Origin of the sequence: Streptomyces sp. S.PNR 29, assembly GCF_030386795.1 — a bacterium.
Classification (GTDB): Bacteria; Actinomycetota; Actinomycetes; order Streptomycetales; family Streptomycetaceae; genus Streptomyces.
The window spans coordinates 897275-911266 of sequence record NZ_JANUQM010000002.1; the positions used below are offsets into that span (position 1 = coordinate 897275).

Genomic DNA, 13992 nt, shown 5'->3' on the forward strand with positions numbered 1-13992 from the left:
CCCGATTGCCCGCGGGCGCTTTCGGCCCGATAGGTTTTCGAGGAAGCCACCTGTCGTCGCCGCCTGCCATCCAGGTGCTGGGGCGGGTACTCACACCGCTATCGAAAGGGTGATCCGTTGAGCCGCTCGGTTCTCGTCACCGGAGGCAACCGGGGCATCGGCCTCGCCATCGCCCGCGCGTTCGCCGACGCCGGCGACAAGGTCGCCATCACATACCGCTCGGGCGAGCCGCCGGCCGCCCTGGCGGAACTGGGCTGCCTCGCCGTCAAGTGCGACATCACCGACAACGAGCAGGTGGAGCAGGCCTACAAGGAGATCGAGGACGCGCACGGTCCCGTCGAGGTCCTCGTCGCCAACGCCGGCATCACCAAGGACCAGCTCCTGATGCGTATGTCCGAGGAGGACTTCACGTCCGTCCTCGACACCAACCTCACCGGCACCTTCCGCGTCGTCAAGCGCGCCAACCGCGGGATGCTGCGCGCCAAGAAGGGCCGCGTGGTGCTGATCTCCTCCGTCGTCGGGCTGTACGGCTCGCCGGGGCAGGCGAACTACGCCGCCTCCAAGGCCGCCCTCGTCGGCTTCGCGCGTTCCCTCGCCCGTGAGCTGGGCTCGCGCAACATCACCTTCAACGTCGTCGCGCCCGGCTTCGTCGACACCGACATGACCAAGGTGCTCACCGACGAACAGCGCGCGAACATCGTGTCGCAGGTGCCGCTCGGCCGGTACGCGCAGCCGGAGGAGGTCGCCGCGACGGTGCGGTTCCTCACCTCGGACGACGCCTCGTACATCACTGGAGCCGTCATCCCCGTAGACGGCGGACTGGGAATGGGTCACTGATCACCATGAGCGGAATTCTCGAGGGCAAGCGCGTCCTGATCACCGGTGTGCTGATGGAGTCCTCCATCGCCTTCCACACCGCCAAGCTGGCCCAGGAGCAGGGCGCCGAGATCATCCTGACCGCGTTCCCGCGGCCCACGCTGACCGAGCGCATCGCCAAGAAGCTGCCGAAGCCGACCAAGGTCATCGAGCTCGACGTCACCAACGACGAGCACCTCGGGCGCCTGGCCGACATCGTCGGCGAGGAGCTCGGCGGCCTCGACGGCGTCGTCCACTCCATCGGCTTCGCCCCTCAGGACGCGCTCGGCGGCAACTTCCTCAACACGCCGTTCGAGTCGGTCGCCACCGCCATGCACGTCTCGGCGTACTCCCTGAAGTCGCTGACCATGGCCTGCCTGCCGCTGATGCAGAACGGCGGCTCGGTCGTCGGCCTCACCTTCGACGCCCAGTTCGCCTGGCCGCAGTACGACTGGATGGGCCCGGCCAAGGCCGCCCTGGAGGCCACCAACCGCTACATGGCGCGCGACCTGGGCAAGCAGAACATCCGCTGCAACCTCATCTCCGCGGGCCCCATCGGCTCCATGGCCGCCAAGTCCATCCCGGGCTTCGGTGAGCTGGCCTCCGTGTGGGACTCCCGCTCCCCGCTGGAGTGGGACCTCAAGGACCCCGAGCCGGCCGGCCGCGGTGTCGTCGCCCTGCTGAGCGACTGGTTCCCGAAGACCACCGGCGAGATCATCCACGTGGACGGCGGTCTGCACGCCATCGGCGCGTGATCGCCGCCGGTCCGGCCGACTGACGAGGGCTCGCATCCTGCCGGGTGCGGGCCCTTGGCGCATCACTCGTTCGGCTCACCCGGCCGGGCGGGGGAGTGCGGCGACCGGGCACTCTGGAGTGGGCGTCCCCCCACGCGTTTCCCTCCCCAGCACGGCCGAGGAGGTCCCCTTGTGTACCTGTCTCGCAGCCTGGCCTCAGCGACCTTCGCCGTCGCCCTCGTGATGTCCGTGCCGTACCAGGCGATGCCCCACGCGCGCGTGCCCGCCGGAAAGACCGGGCCGCGGCCGGCGGAGCTCTTCGGCGCCACGTGCTGGATCCGGACCACCGGCTCCCAGGTGACCGCCTACTGCCACAACCCCTATCCGGACACCGACCGCGTGCGTCTGCACATCGAGTGCGCCCGCTGGTGGGACATCGACAGCGACGGCTCCCCGGTGGACGCCGAGCCCGCGCAGACCGTGCGGCTGACCGGGCGCTGCTGGAAGGAGGTCGGCTCGGTGTGGGTCAGCCACCGGAAGGCGAGCTGAACCGGCCGGGACGGCACGCCAGGGGATAGCCCGCCGCCTCCCTCGCCGCCGTCTCGGCGTCGCCCGCGCGGATCGCGTCGACCAGCCGGGTGTGCTCCATGTACGTCTCCGGCGTCAGCTCCCCGCCGACGTCGTCGCGCAGCCAGTCCCGCAGGACCTCGCCCAGGTCCGCGTACATCGCCGACATCACGTCGTTGTGGGACGCGGCCACGACGGCCAGGTGGAAGGTCGAGTCCGCCGTCACGAACGCCTCCGCGTCCCCCGACTCCCAGGCCTCCTCCCGGCGCAGCAGCAGCGCGTCGAGCTGCTTGAGGTCCTTCTCCGTGCGCCGCTCGGCGGCCAGCTTGGCGGCGGCCGACTCCAGCGTGGAGCGGAGCTCGGCGATGTGCCGGGGGTCGGCGTCCGCGAAACGGCGGTGCATCACACCCGCCAGCTCACTGGTCGCCACCACGTAGGTGCCGGAGCCCTGGCGGATGTCCAGCAGGCCGTTGTGGGCCAGCGCGCGGACGGCCTCGCGGACCGTGTTGCGGGCGACGCCGAGTTGCTCGACCAGCTCGGGCTCGGTCGGGATACGGGAGCCGACCGGCCACTCGCCCGAGGCGATCTGGTGCCGCAGCGCGGCGATGACCTGCTCGGAGAGCGCCGAACGGCGGGCATGGCTCAGAGGCATGGCACACCTTCGCACGGAGACTGCGGCAGCCGACAGCCGAGGCCGTCGCTCCAGACTCGACCACCAATCATCCTATGATTCTATGATGGGCCCCATGGCTAGCGAGGAAACCCGGACGCTCGCGTCCACGACCGCACCGAACTCGTCCGCCCACGAGACCCGGAACTCCGGGGAACCCGCCACGCGCGCGTGGGCCGTGCGCCTGCTCGTCGTCGGCATCGTGCTGTCCGCCCTGAACCTCCGCCCCGCCATCACCAGCCTCGGCGCGCTCCTTGAGGAGGTCCGCGACGGGCTCGGCATGAGCGGCAGCGTGGCCGGACTGCTCACCTCCGTGCCCCCGCTCTGCTTCGCCGTCTTCGGTGTCACCGCCCCGCGGCTCGCCCGCCGCTTCGGGGCCGGCGCGGTGGTCTGCGCCGGCATGGTCGCCATCGCCACGGGCCTGCTCATACGCCCGTACACCGGCGGCACGGCGGGCTTCCTGGCCGCCAGTGCCCTCGCGCTCATGGGCATCGCGGTCAGCAACGTGCTGATGCCCGTCATCGTCAAGCGCTGGTTCCCCGACCGTGTCGGTTCCATGACCGGCCTGTACTCGATGGCCCTCGCCCTCGGCACCTCGCTCGCGGCCGCCGTGACGGTGCCCCTGACCGACGCGCTGGGCGGCGGCTGGCAGCCCGGCCTCGCGGTGTGGGCGGCCCTCGCGGCGGCTGCCGTGGTGCCGTGGATTCCGTTCGTACGGGACCGGGCGGCGGGGCCCGCCGAGCCGTCGACCGTGACTCCCGCGCGCGAGGAGCCGCCCGCGCTGCGGATCACCCGGAGCCGTACGGCCTGGGCGCTCGCCGTCTTCTTCGGCCTCCAGGCCACCGCCGCCTACATCACCATGGGCTGGATGGCGCAGATCTTCCGGGACGCGGGCGTGCCCGCGGGCACGGCCGGGCTGCTGCTCGCCGTCACCATGGTGATGGGCGTACCGCTGGCCTTCGTCATCCCGCGCCTCGCCACCCGGCTGCCCCACCAGGGCCCGATCGTCCTCGCACTCGGCGTCTGCGGCCTCGCAGGCTACGCGGGCCTGTACTTCGCGCCGGCCGGCGGCGCCTGGGCCTGGGCCGTGCTGCTCGGCGTCTCCAACTGCGCCTTCCCGCTCGCCCTCACCATGGTGGGGATGCGGGCCCGGACGGGCGCGGGCGTGGCCCAGCTGTCGGCCTTCGCCCAGAGCGCCGGCTACCTGATCTCCATCCCGGGGCCCCTCCTGGTGGGCGTGCTCTACCAGCACAGCGGCGGGTGGGGCCTGCCGATCGCGCTCATGACCGGTCTGATGATCCCGCAGATGCTGGTGGGTGTCCTGGCGGGGCGCGACCGGACCGTGGAGGACGAGGCGGCCCGCTGACACCCGGGACCCGGCGGAGCCCCCACGGGCGAGGGGTGCGAGACTTGCCGTATGCCACCAGTGCTCGATCCGAACCCTCAGCACAGCCAGAAGAAGATGCTGCTCGTCTTCGGCACGTTCTTCGCGATCTTCATCATCATCGGCGTCATCGCCTCGATCGCCTCACCGTGACCACGCCCCCGCAGGGGTCGAGGTGGGGCTGGCCCCCCATCCCCTAGGGGGTGTCCGCAAAGTCGCGCCTGCCCCGCGACGCCCGGCACGCTCCCCCAAGCTCTTCGAGCAGGGGGGACCCCCACTCGCCGCACCGGGCGAACCCCCGAGTACGACCAGTACGCGGGCATTCGCCCGGCACTCCCCCAAGCTCTTCGAGCAGGGGGTACCCCCAGAGCACGCACCGGACGCCGCAGGGCCCGCCCTCCGGGCGAACGACGCGACTTTACGGACACCCCCTAGGGGGTGAGGGTCAGGGTCAAGTGGGTGGATCACCGGATGGGCCGGGGCCCCCGGGTTCCGTACCTTCGAGTCGTGGCCGCGAGAGGCGGACACGGGGACCACGGACCACTCGAAGACCCGCGGAGGCAGCATGTCGGCCCGTACGCACACCCGGCCCCACCCGGCGCCCCGGGGCGGCGTCGACATCCGGCTGCCCTGGTGGGCCCTCGCCCTGCCCGCGCTCGCCTTCATCACGCTGCTGACGCTGATACTCAACCCGTCCCACGCGCAGGCGACCGCGGGCGACCCCGCGATCACCCACCTCTTCGAGCGGGTGCAACAGCTGGCCGCACGCTAGGAGGGGACGTCCGATGCCTCTTTCATCGGTGAAGCCGCATGTCAACTCCCTGCGCTCGATGGCCTGTTTCATGCGAAGCTGGGTTCCATGAGCGTCGCAGAACCCCGCAGGATTGTCCTCTTCCGGCATGCGAAAGCCGACTGGCCACAGGTGACCGACCACGAGCGACCGCTCGCTGAGCGGGGCCGCAAGGACGCCACAGAGGCCGGACGCAGGCTGGCCGACACCGGCATCCCCTTCGATCTGGCCCTGTGCTCCACCGCGACCCGGACCCGGGAGACCTGGAAGCTGGCCGTCCACGAGTTCCCACAGCGGCCGAAAACCGTCTACGAGGAGCGGATCTACGAGGCCTCGCCCGGCGAGCTGATCGCCGTGCTCAACGAGACCGCGGACGACGCGCAGAACGTCCTCCTCGTCGGCCACAACCCCGGCGTGCACGGCCTCGCCGACATCCTGGCCGGCTCCGCCGAGGGCGACGCCCGCGACAGAATGGCCCGCCGCGGCTTCCCGGCCGCCGCCTTCGCCGTCCTGTCCTTCTCCGGCTCCTGGAAGACCCTGGAACCCGGCGTGGGCACACTGCTCGACTACTGGGCGCCGTCCGACTGACCCGACCGTGCGAAAGGGGCCCGGCACCGCGCAGGTGCCGGGCCCCTTTCGCACGGAGAGCGCCGGGCGGGACTCACTGCTGGTCGAGCGTGTCCGCCGCCTCGACCTCCTCGCGGGTGATGCCCAGCAGATACAGGACCGTGTCCAGGAACGGCACGTTCACCGCCGTGTGCGCCGCCTCGCGCACCACCGGCTTGGCGTTGAAGGCGACCCCGAGACCCGCCGCGTTCAGCATGTCCAGGTCGTTGGCGCCGTCACCGATCGCCACGGTCTGCGACAGCGGCACGCCCGCCTCCGCGGCGAACCGGCGCAGCAGCCGCGCCTTGCCCGCCCGGTCCACGATCTCGCCGGTGACCCGGCCCGTCAGCTTCCCGTCGACGATCTCCAGCGTGTTCGCTTGCGCGAAGTCGAGGCCGAGCCGTTCCCTGAGATCATCGGTGACCTGCGTGAACCCACCTGAGACGACACCGACCTGGTAACCGAGCCGCTTCAGCGTACGGATCAGGGTGCGCGCACCGGGCGTCAGCCGCACCTCGCTGCGCACCTTCTCCACCACCGAGGCGTCCAGCCCCTCCAGCAGCGCCACGCGCGCGTGCAGCGACTGCTCGAAGTCCAGCTCCCCCCGCATGGCCGCCGCCGTCACCTCGGCGACCTTGTCCTCGCAGCCGGCGTGCGCCGCGAAGAGCTCGATCACCTCGTCCTGGATGAGCGTGGAGTCCACGTCCATCACGACCAGACGCTGCGCCCGCCGGTGCAGCCCGGCCGCGACGACCGCGACGTCCACACCGAGCGCCGCCGCGTCCGTCACCAGGGCGGTGCGCAGGGGCTCGGTCTCCACGCCGGACACCGCGAACTCGACCGCCGTGACCGGGTACTTGGCCAGCCGGAAGATCCGGTCGATGTTGCCGCCGACCTTGGTGATCTTGGAGGCGATCGATGCCGTCGCCTCAGCGGTGAGCGGGTGGCCGAGCACGGTGACCAGGGAGCGGCCGAGCCCTCGGGGCAGGTTGTCGCCGATGCCGGAGATGATCTCCGCCTGCATCCTCATCGACTCCGCCCAGCTGTGGACGGTCGCCCGCAGCTCGCCCTCCAGCCCGCGGGGCGGCTCGGTCACGAGCGCGCACAGCACCATCCGGCCACGGGTGACGACCTGCTCGATGTCGACCACGTCGACGGAGTAGGCGGCGAGGGTCTCGAAGAGGCCGGCCGTGATGCCCGGCCTGTCCTTGCCGAAAATCTTGACGAGGAGAGTGGGGACCTCGGAGGTCTGCAATGCGCTCATGGTATTCCCACGTTATCCGGCACCCCGTTCGTTCCGCCCCCGAGGTCCGTCCAGCGGACACGGAACAGTGGGTGTCGCGCTGGTGGCGCGCGCCTTACGTTTCCCCGCGGCCGGGCGGGTGCGGCGGTGCCGGCCCGCACGGTCGGGCGCACTCCGCCGACCGGGGGACCGGCGCTGCATTGCGCCGGTCTGCCCGTTTCGCGTTCGCCGCGGCGCCGGGAACCGCTTACTGCGACTGGGCCGAGGTGGAGGGCGGGAGGCCGCAGGCCGGATCGCATGCCCAGAGCTCGGTCGGCTCTGCCAGTACGCCTTCACCGGTCCAGAACGTGCCGAGCCTCCGGGCATGGCCCAGGGGTGCGCGGCATATCGCGCAGTGGGCTCCCCTGATCTGTGCATCAGTGAGGTGGGCGAGGTCCGGCTGCTCCGCGGCGGACCGGCCCGGACGCAGCCCCAGGGCGATCTCCACGGCGCGGCGCAGTTCACCCGAGTGCGTGTGGAGCCGCCTCGTGCGAGGGGAGATCAGCCAGTAGGGGCCCGGGGGCTGCTGCCGGTGCGGTGGGGGCAGTGCGATGTGGCTGGCCGAGCTGAGCGCCACAGCCGGGGGCAGGTTCCAGGCGGTGGCTGAGCCGGGCCGGACCAGAAAGTAGAGGCTGCGGTTCCCGGGGGAGACGGCGACGGCGCCCGGTTTGCCGGTCAGTGAACTCAGTGCGGCCGCGCCGAGTACCCGCGGCAGCTTGACCGCGTCCCAGGCCTTGCCTGCCGCGGCGATACACGTTCCGTCGGCGCTGGGAACGCCGACGCTCACGTCAGCGGACATGAGGTGAACCGGCTCCATGGACGAGCATGTCGGGGCCCGGACTCTGCGTGCGGACCGCATCCGGCGGCCGCCCGGTGCCTGCCGCAAGCCATGGTGCTCTCACTGACGAGTCCCTCCCTCTTCGGCCGCTTCCGATCCTGAGGCACCCGGAGCCAAAGTGTCAATGATTATGAACGATCGTGGCGTAGTTGGATGCGTGCCATTACGATCTCTGAAAGACCCCCATGGCCAGAGGCACCCTCCGACGCAAGCCTCAGCAAGCCCGTCCAGTCCCGCCGGCCCAGCCACGGAGAGCACAGGTGAACGAACCCGCCGACGAGACGGCCAAGGGAGACGCGTCTCGCCCCGCAGATTCCGCGGCCTCGCAGGAGGAACTCGCGGAACTGCTCCGGGAACTCCGCACTCTCGAACAGGGCATGCCGCTCACGGTCCGCGACAAGTTCGCAGATGTTCTCGACCCGCAGAGGCTCAGCTACGAAACGGGCATCGAGCCCGCCGAGCGGGTCACCGCGCTGCTCAACGGCGCCGAACCGGCCGGCGACCAGGACGGCGAACGATGGCTCAAGCGCCTTGTCTTCCTGCGCAGCACGCGCACGAAGACGAGACTGCGGCGCAGCCGCGGACCGAGGCCCTACTTCCTCTCCGAGATCGCTCGCGGCGTTGAGAAGCAGGGCGGAACGATCAGCAAGGCGACTCTCAGCTACATCTTCAACGAAGGCCGCCGGCCGAGCCCGGAGAACCTCGCCTGCATTGAACGCTTCTTCGGCGTCCTGCCGGGTTTCTGCTCCTACACCGAGAGCGAAGCCCTGGTCGTGCGTCTGCGCCCCATCGTCCAGCAGCTGCGCATCCTCACCAAGGTGGCGGACGCAGCCGCCCACGGTGTCACCAAAGTCGCGGCACGCAGCACGGAGGACCTCAGTCGCGACCCGGACGCGATGACCGACATCCTGACCGCTCTCCTGGACGCCGGCGTGTTGAACACGGACCCGGACAGTCGACGCCACACCGGCGACTGACACTCCCGAGTGCCTGACTGCGGAGAGGGCAGGCGCAGGGCCATCCCCCGAATACGGTGGCCCTGCGCCCGGTCTGGGGCTACCGCGAATCAACCATCGTGTATTCCTGGGCGATCACCTGCGGCTTGCCTTGCTCAGGCAGCACGGCCATCGCCTGTCCCTGGTATTCGTCCGTGATCACGGGCCGTCGCTTCGCGTTGTAGACCGCCTCCGTTTTGCCCGGGATGATCACGCCGCCGTGCATGTACTGCTTGTGCAGGAACTCGGCGTTGAACGCGAAGGGGAAGACGGAGAGCACACCGCCGTCGGCCAGGCGCAGCGCGTAGGTTTTCGGATGCGCGGGCTTTGCGGAGAAATAGTTCAACGTGCGCCAGCTGCCGTCCTCACCCTTGTTGCGCTCGCGGTGGTCCTTGACGGACTCCTTGGTGACCTCCGTGGTGGCCAGCTGCCGCCCTTCCTTCTTCCCTCCCGTCTCCAGCAGATCCGCAAGGGCCGGGCCGAGCCGGTCCGGCGCGAGTGCCCCGACCTTCTGTGATGTGTCGACGGGGGTGGCGAAACCACGCTGGTCGACGGCGATGTCGGGTATGGGTTCGTCTTCCGCGTACACAGCGGCCACCAGCTTGTAGGCGCCACCGATCCTGTCGAAGACCAGCATCGATTCGTCCTTGGTGCCTCCTGTCGAGGCGGCCTTGACCGCGAACCACGTTGCGCTGCCCGAGCGCGGCAGGTAGTACGTGCGGTTCGTGTAGTGGAACGGTGAGGCGTACCTCTGCTGCTCCTTCTGCGACATGGTCGCCCACTGTTCGTAGTCGGCCCGGCTCTGCTCGTTGAGCTGCCCTCCCTCGACCGTGGCCAGCAACTTCTCGTCCCGGGCCTTGTTGGCACGGTTGTTGATCCGCTCGTAGGTGTCGACGAGCTTCTGGGCCGTCTGCTTCGACACCACGGTCTGCGGTGCGGAACTCGCTTCTGTGGGGGGACTGCCGGCCGCACTGCTGTCCGCATCGCAGGCGGTCAGCGTGATCACCATGGTGACACCGGCGGCGATCACCATCGGGTGGCGCAGGCGCGCGGCCCGAGTCGGAGGTCGGGACATGGAGTGGTGTTCCTCCTCATGGAACAAAGTGCACTTGGCCTGCCGCGCTGCCAGTGGGGGGGGCGGCAGGTGCATGAGTGGCGGAGGCCGACCCTGGATGGCGGCCTCCGCCTCGCTCACAGCGGCTTTCTCAGGAGCGCGGCAGGAGGGAGAGTCCCTGATCGGACGAGCGTTGCCGAGCCCGGTCCTCGACACGGCGCAAGCCACGGCGCGTCTGCGACAGAGCGCGGGCGAGGTCGGCTATCACCCTTCGCACCTCCTCGCGCTCCGCGATCACTCCGTCCGCGGACGGGCGCCATTCACCGTCCGACGCGTACCGGTCGCAGGTCTCGGTGCATCTGGCCAATAAGTCGGTCATCAGGCGGCGAAGGTCGGTGAGCTCATCCTCCGAGTAGGGCCCGTCACTCAGCTCAGCCACGGATGTCACCGTGAGGGCCGACTGCCGACGCGTCCCTCCGTGGACCCCAGCCCAGATCATGGGTGGCGGCACTGCTCTGCTGCATCTTGCTCCTCCAATGCCGCGGTGCCGCGCCCGAGGGATGGCCAAGAGGCTGTGAGGCGGCGATCCGCCGCGAAGGGCCATGGTGTGGGCTTCCGCGCAGCCCAGCAGGCGAGCCCGCACGCACAGGTGCGATCATCGGTCGGCTCCGATCCTGCTGGATCCCGAACCAAAGTGTCAATAATTGTGAACGATGCTGCCCTGCCGGATCCCGGTCTGTGATCGGGATCCGGCAGGAAGCGGCGACGTCAAGGGTGGATCGCCTCCTGCCGCGGTTGCACCGTCATCCGCAGCGTCCGAGGGCGCACGGTGGCCCGCGCCACCGGGCGAACCGGCTTCGTGTCCGTGACGGCGAGTCGCACCGTGCGGACGATCGTCGCGATCGCGGTGATCAACTCGGTGAGGGCGAACCGGTCCCCGATGCACTGATGCTTGCCGGCGCCGAACGGGAGGAACGCGTCGGAGGGAGCCGGCTGTTCGCTCTCCACCCACCGGTCGGGGTCGAAGGTGAGGGGGTCGGGGAAGAGGCGGGGGTCGCGATGGAGCGCGTGCTGGCAGTACGCCAGTTCGGTGCCTGCGGGCAGGGTCCACTGCCCCAGCCGCGTCTCGGTGATGGTGCGGCGGGTGACGAGCCATCCGGTGTGGTGCAGCCGCAGCACTTCGTCGATGACGCGCCGCAGGTAAGGGAGCCGGCCGACGTCCTGGAAGGCCACGGGCCGTTCGCCGAGCACCTCGTCGAGTTCCGCCAGGACGCGGGCCTCGACGTCGGGATGGCGGGCGAGTTCGTACAGCAGCCAGGACAGCACCGAGGCGGTGGTCTCCGTGCCGGCGACGGCGAGGGTGAGAATCTCGGAGCATATCTGGTGCCCGGTCAGCGGCTGTCCCGTCTCCTCGTCCCGGGCACGCAGCAGCAGGGAGAGCATGTCACCGGTGTCGTGTCCGGAGGCCTGCAACCGCTCGACGGCGCGGTGGATGGTGGCACGTACGGCGTCCCGCGCCCGGTCGAAGCGGCGGTTGAAGGGCAGGGGCAGTCTCTCGGTCCAGTCGGGCAGCATGATGCGGGCACCGACGCCGTTCATCACCACCGACAGGTCCTCCCGCAGCCGACGGAAGGTGGCGTCGTCGAGACTGCCGCAGAACACGGTTCTGGCGAGCATGTCCAGGCTGAGCCCGACCATCGCTTCGCGAACGTCGATGACCTGGCCGGGCTTCCATCTGCCGACGGTGGCAGTGACCTCGTCGCGCATGATGTCGACGTAGCGGGCGATCTCGCCTCGAGCGAAGGCGGGTTGGAGCTGGCGGCGTTTGCGGACGTGGTTCTTGCCGGCGGCGGTGACCACGGAGTCGCCGAGCAACTGGCCCATCTTCTCGAAGAAGCGGCCCTTGTCGAGACTCGGGCCGAGGTCGACGAGCATGGTGCGGATGAGTTCGGGGTCCTGAACGATGATGGTGCGGGTGCCGGGCTGCAGCGTGATTTCCACGAGTTCGCCGTAGGCGCGGCGGAGCGAGGCGATGAAACCGAGGTTGTCGCGCATGAGCGGTATCGCGTGACCCAGGAACGGCATCGACCCTGCCGCCCTGGGTATGGGGGGAGGCGCTACGTGCGTCATGGGGGCTCCCTTCGAGCCGATCGCATGCGCCATATGGCTTCCCTGCCTCTTCCCGTGCGCAATCCTTGACCGGCGGGTGGCGTGTGCCACGGACAGCCATCGGGCACCGGGAGCCGGGACCGGCTGATTCATGCCACGCGATCGAGGGCGGCGAGGGCCTCCTCCACCAGGGGGTCGTCCAAGTGCCGGGCGATGCCGACCTGGCGGGCGCGCTCATGCTTCGGCGCCGTGGTGCTTCGAGGCGTGTGGGCGGAGGCGTCCGGGGTGGGCAGTCCCAACTGAGCGGCGGCGTCGTGGCGTTGCCGTGCGTACCGGATCTGGGCAGCGGCCTTCAGCGAGGCCACGTCGATCCCGTCCTTGCCGGAGGAGCCGCCATCGGTCTCATCGCGGTCGGAGCGGGACTCGACGAGCGCGTCGACGGTCTGGGCGACAGCCGGACTCATCCAGGGGGTGAGCCGGTAGGTGCCGTCGAGGATCTCGGCGAGGATGTCCACCAGGGCGTAGCGGTTCCACCAGGTCGACCGCGGCCACTCGGTGCTGCCGGTGACGGTCTGCCACAGCGGAATCAGAGTGTCGTGGTCGGCGCGTTCGGTTGCTCGGGCAGCGAGCGCGGGCTTGGCCAGGCCGTAGCTCGCGAGCAAGGCGCTGCTGCTGCTGGCCATGGAGCCCACAGCGGCCAGGAAGTCGAGGGCGTGGTACCCCTGCGAGGCGGCGAGGACGGCTGTGGCGGTGCACCCGACGTAGCCGAGATCCAGCCCGACGGCGAACTGGAACAGGCGCAGGCTGTCCTGAAGCTCGGGCCGCCCGGGCAGCGCGATGACGCCGTCGGGGCCACGGCACTGGCGCACGGTGGCGACGACACCGGTGACCAGCGCGGCGAGATACACCATCTGCATGGCGCAGGCGGCGGGCACATGGGCGTAGGACGTGGCGAAGGACAGCGGGAAGGCGGGGCCGGACAGGTCAGCCAGCCAGAACAACATGGTCATCGAAGCGATCGCCAGCCCGTACACCGGCACCCACAGGACGACCGATCGCCGCAGCGCCTCCGGGGCACGCCGTCGGGGATGCCAGAGCAGGGTCAGTGCGTGGGCGTGTCCGACGCAGACCAGGATCGCGATGTTCACGACCAGCGAGGGCAGGCTGGGGGAGCCGACCGCGGTGCCGGCCATGCGGTAGACGGCCGGGGCGGACAGCAGATACACCACCGAGGCCCACAACAGTACGGAAGCGGTGATGCGCAGCGTCGCGTCGCGGTCGGCTCGCGAGGCGGCCGCCTTGGCCGTACCGACGGCGAAGCACACGGCGAAGATCAGCAAGTTGGCTGCGGTGAGGGCGGGTTCCAGCATCGGCCCTCAGATGCCGATCCGGCGGTGGTCGAGCGAGGAGGTGATGGATCCGGTGCCGTCGGCATCCTCCCCGAGGGCCAGCATCTGCAGCATCTGCCGGGCGAACACTTCGGCTGGGTCGAGGCGGTGATTGTGCTCGCCGCGCATTCTCACCTGCCGTCGCTCGGCGAGGACGGCCTGAACCAGCTCCGGCGGCAGCGCGTCCAGCACATCCGTGAGGTTGTCCAGGTCGAACACGGAGTGGTCGCCGAAGACCGACGCCGCCTCTTTCGGCTGCCGTATGCCGCAGCGCTCCAGTGGCCCGGTGATGCAGCGGCGCCACAGGCGCGTCCACAGTCCCGGATCCGGTAAGTCCTCGATCAGGTGCCAGAGTTCGTGCAGCGTGATCAACACGCGGTGCAGGGGATCGGCAGCCTCGTTGACGACGATGATGCTTGCGTCGTCTGTGCAGCAGCACAAGCCCGTCGTCGTCCGCGGCAGCGGTACGACGGTGACCTTGACGGTCTGCCCGCGCAGGGCCTCGATCCGTTCGACCATCGCCTGCAGGCCCTCATCGGGGCGCAGGCCGAGTCTCTTGGCGACACGGACCGCACGCCGACGGGCCCACCACAGCCGCACCGCATGCGCGAGACTGTGCCCGCCGAGGGGAGGGTGGGCAGCCGCGGCCGTATGGTCAGAGACGGCGAAGGGCACGTCCATAGCGGATCAGCAGGCCTCGGACTGGGCGACGGACGGCAC

16 protein-coding genes are annotated in these 13992 nt (G+C 70.0%); 8 read left to right on the forward strand and 8 right to left on the reverse strand.

What is annotated here, in order from left to right; all coding sequences use genetic code 11:
- The first annotated feature begins 117 nt into the window (after positions 1-117).
- The 3 genes from fabG (at position 118) to NW895_RS08760 (ending at position 2138) form a co-directional block, all read left to right on the forward strand.
- Positions 118-837 carry a 3-oxoacyl-[acyl-carrier-protein] reductase gene (gene fabG, locus NW895_RS08750; RefSeq protein ID WP_289934763.1) on the forward strand — a complete coding sequence of 240 codons (720 nt, stop codon included), beginning with the start codon at positions 118-120 and terminating at the stop codon, positions 835-837.
- 5 nt (positions 838-842) lie between these two features.
- On the forward strand, positions 843-1610 hold the full coding sequence (fabI, locus tag NW895_RS08755; protein WP_289934764.1) for an enoyl-ACP reductase FabI: 768 nt from the start codon (positions 843-845) through the stop codon (positions 1608-1610).
- A 171-nt stretch (positions 1611-1781) separates the two neighbouring features.
- Entirely contained in the window at positions 1782-2138 is a 357-nt protein-coding gene (locus NW895_RS08760) for a hypothetical protein (protein WP_289934765.1), read from the forward strand.
- Here the strand turns inward: NW895_RS08760 and NW895_RS08765 are convergent.
- Positions 2116-2808 (reverse strand): FadR/GntR family transcriptional regulator, encoded by a 693-nt coding sequence (locus NW895_RS08765; RefSeq protein WP_289934766.1) that lies wholly within the window; start codon positions 2806-2808, stop codon positions 2116-2118. The genes NW895_RS08760 and NW895_RS08765 overlap by 23 nt on opposite strands.
- A gap of 82 nt (positions 2809-2890) precedes the next feature.
- On the opposite strand from NW895_RS08765, the gene NW895_RS08770 reads away from it, so the two are divergent.
- The 4 genes from NW895_RS08770 (at position 2891) to NW895_RS08785 (ending at position 5588) form a co-directional block, all read left to right on the forward strand.
- Positions 2891-4192, forward strand: coding sequence for a CynX/NimT family MFS transporter (locus tag NW895_RS08770; protein ID WP_289934767.1), 1302 nt, complete (start codon positions 2891-2893; stop codon positions 4190-4192).
- Between the two features lie 51 nt (positions 4193-4243).
- On the forward strand, positions 4244-4363 hold the full coding sequence (locus NW895_RS08775) for an SGM_5486 family transporter-associated protein (RefSeq protein ID WP_289934768.1): 120 nt from the start codon (positions 4244-4246) through the stop codon (positions 4361-4363).
- A gap of 412 nt (positions 4364-4775) precedes the next feature.
- Positions 4776-4982 (forward strand): hypothetical protein, encoded by a 207-nt coding sequence (locus NW895_RS08780; RefSeq protein WP_289934769.1) that lies wholly within the window; start codon positions 4776-4778, stop codon positions 4980-4982.
- Between the two features lie 87 nt (positions 4983-5069).
- Positions 5070-5588, forward strand: coding sequence for a histidine phosphatase family protein (locus tag NW895_RS08785; protein ID WP_289934770.1), 519 nt, complete (start codon positions 5070-5072; stop codon positions 5586-5588).
- 73 nt (positions 5589-5661) lie between these two features.
- Here the strand turns inward: NW895_RS08785 and serB are convergent, their stop codons facing one another.
- Positions 5662-6870 carry a phosphoserine phosphatase SerB gene (gene serB / locus NW895_RS08790; protein WP_289934771.1) on the reverse strand — a complete coding sequence of 403 codons (1209 nt, stop codon included), beginning with the start codon at positions 6868-6870 and terminating at the stop codon, positions 5662-5664.
- Between the two features lie 226 nt (positions 6871-7096).
- Entirely contained in the window at positions 7097-7687 is a 591-nt protein-coding gene (locus tag NW895_RS08795) for a hypothetical protein (protein ID WP_289934772.1), read from the reverse strand.
- A gap of 299 nt (positions 7688-7986) precedes the next feature.
- Between NW895_RS08795 and NW895_RS08800 the strand changes: the two genes are divergently transcribed.
- Positions 7987-8703, forward strand: a complete 717-nt coding sequence (locus tag NW895_RS08800) for a hypothetical protein (protein WP_289934773.1) — start codon at positions 7987-7989, stop codon at positions 8701-8703.
- Positions 8704-8782: 79 nt separating this feature from the next.
- On the opposite strand, the gene NW895_RS08805 is transcribed toward NW895_RS08800, so the two are convergent.
- From NW895_RS08805 to NW895_RS08825, 5 genes are all read right to left on the reverse strand, one after another.
- Positions 8783-9754, reverse strand: coding sequence for a hypothetical protein (locus NW895_RS08805; RefSeq protein WP_289934774.1), 972 nt, complete (start codon positions 9752-9754; stop codon positions 8783-8785).
- A 172-nt stretch (positions 9755-9926) separates the two neighbouring features.
- The gene (locus tag NW895_RS08810) at positions 9927-10214 is read right to left on the reverse strand and encodes a hypothetical protein (protein ID WP_289934775.1); all 288 of its coding nucleotides are present in this window, start codon (positions 10212-10214) and stop codon (positions 9927-9929) included.
- 329 nt (positions 10215-10543) lie between these two features.
- Positions 10544-11938 carry a cytochrome P450 gene (locus NW895_RS08815; protein WP_354670076.1) on the reverse strand — a complete coding sequence of 465 codons (1395 nt, stop codon included), beginning with the start codon at positions 11936-11938 and terminating at the stop codon, positions 10544-10546.
- Between the two features lie 95 nt (positions 11939-12033).
- The gene (locus tag NW895_RS08820; RefSeq protein ID WP_289934777.1) at positions 12034-13254 is read right to left on the reverse strand and encodes a hypothetical protein; all 1221 of its coding nucleotides are present in this window, start codon (positions 13252-13254) and stop codon (positions 12034-12036) included.
- 6 nt (positions 13255-13260) lie between these two features.
- Positions 13261-13947: a hypothetical protein gene (locus tag NW895_RS08825; RefSeq protein WP_289934778.1), complete on the reverse strand. Its 687-nt coding sequence runs from the start codon at positions 13945-13947 to the stop codon at positions 13261-13263.
- Positions 13948-13992: the final 45 nt, after the last annotated feature.

Bases quoted from the DNA above. Each gene is read 5' to 3' on its own strand.
- fabI (WP_289934764.1), top strand. From the start codon at position 843: ATGAGCGGAATTCTCGAGGGCAAGCGCGTCCTGATCACCGGTGTGCTG.
- NW895_RS08765 (WP_289934766.1), bottom strand. From the start codon at position 2,808: ATGCCTCTGAGCCATGCCCGCCGTTCGGCGCTCTCCGAGCAGGTCATC.
- NW895_RS08770 (WP_289934767.1), top strand. From the start codon at position 2,891: ATGATGGGCCCCATGGCTAGCGAGGAAACCCGGACGCTCGCGTCCACG.
- NW895_RS08775 (WP_289934768.1), top strand. From the start codon at position 4,244: ATGCCACCAGTGCTCGATCCGAACCCTCAGCACAGCCAGAAGAAGATG.
- NW895_RS08780 (WP_289934769.1), top strand. From the start codon at position 4,776: ATGTCGGCCCGTACGCACACCCGGCCCCACCCGGCGCCCCGGGGCGGC.
- NW895_RS08785 (WP_289934770.1), top strand. From the start codon at position 5,070: ATGAGCGTCGCAGAACCCCGCAGGATTGTCCTCTTCCGGCATGCGAAA.
- serB (WP_289934771.1), bottom strand. From the start codon at position 6,870: ATGAGCGCATTGCAGACCTCCGAGGTCCCCACTCTCCTCGTCAAGATT.
- NW895_RS08795 (WP_289934772.1), bottom strand. From the start codon at position 7,687: ATGTCCGCTGACGTGAGCGTCGGCGTTCCCAGCGCCGACGGAACGTGT.
- NW895_RS08805 (WP_289934774.1), bottom strand. From the start codon at position 9,754: ATGGTGATCGCCGCCGGTGTCACCATGGTGATCACGCTGACCGCCTGC.
- NW895_RS08815 (WP_354670076.1), bottom strand. From the start codon at position 11,938: ATGGCGCATGCGATCGGCTCGAAGGGAGCCCCCATGACGCACGTAGCG.
- NW895_RS08820 (WP_289934777.1), bottom strand. From the start codon at position 13,254: ATGCTGGAACCCGCCCTCACCGCAGCCAACTTGCTGATCTTCGCCGTG.